Annotated in this window: 1 protein-coding gene; it reads left to right on the top strand. The window is 71.6% G+C overall.

The annotated features are described in order from the left end of the window. On the top strand, positions 1–901 hold a 901-nt coding region (gene pabB, locus D7V80_RS41075; protein WP_120593159.1), incomplete at its 5' end, for an aminodeoxychorismate synthase component I. Positions 902–943: the final 42 nt, after the last annotated feature.

Genomic DNA, 943 nt, shown 5'->3' with positions numbered 1-943 from the left:
CTCCGGAGCCCCCTTCCCGGTCCAGCTCGCCAGGGACCGCGAGACCTACCTGGCCGACATCCAGCGCTGCCTGGAACAGCTCCACGAAGGCGAGACCTACGAGGTCTGTCTCACCAACAAGCTCCTCGCCCGGACGCACGTCGAGCCCCTGGACCTGTACCGGAGCCTGCGCCGGCTGAATCCCGCGCCCTACGCCGCCTACCTCCGGATGGGACCACTAGGCATCGCCTGCTCCTCCCCCGAGCGCTTCCTGCGCGTGGACGCCGAACGCTGGGTCGAGTCGAAGCCCATCAAGGGCACCCTGCGCCGCGGCTCCACGCCAGCCGAGGACGACCGGCTGCGCCAGCAGCTGGGCTCCCAGGAGAAGGACCGGGCGGAGAACCTGATGATCGTGGACCTCGTGCGCAACGACCTCGGGCGCGTATGCGAGGTGGGCTCGGTCCACGTCCCCCGGCTCATGCACGTGGAGTCGTATGCCACGGTGCACCAACTGGTGAGCACCATCCGGGGCCACCTGCGCCCGGGGCTCACCGCCGTGGACGCGGTGCGCGCCGCCTTTCCGGGAGGCTCCATGACGGGGGCCCCCAAGGAGCGCACGATGGAGCTCATCGACCGCCTGGAGGGGGAGGCCCGGGGGGTGTATTCGGGCGCCATCGGGTACTTCTCCGCCACCGGCGCGGCGGACCTGAACGTCGTCATCCGCACGGCGGTGGTCCACCCCGGCGAGGTGAACATCGGCGCGGGCGGCGCCATCGTGGCGCTCTCGGACCCGGCGGCCGAACTGGAGGAGCTGCTCCTCAAGTCGCGCGTGGTGCTGAAGGCGCTGTGCACGGCGCTCGGGCGCCCGGACGGACTGCCCGAGCCCGGAGCCGATTCCAGGACCTGGACGGCACCGGACTGAGCCCGGGAGGGGCGGAGAAGGGCCTTCCGGGCTCAGTCCGGT

The organism is Corallococcus sp. CA054B, from assembly GCF_003611625.1.
Classification (GTDB): Bacteria; Myxococcota; Myxococcia; order Myxococcales; family Myxococcaceae; genus Corallococcus; species Corallococcus coralloides.
The sequence above is the reverse complement of the archived record's forward strand: the minus strand, read 5'-3'. Positions and strand labels throughout refer to the sequence as shown.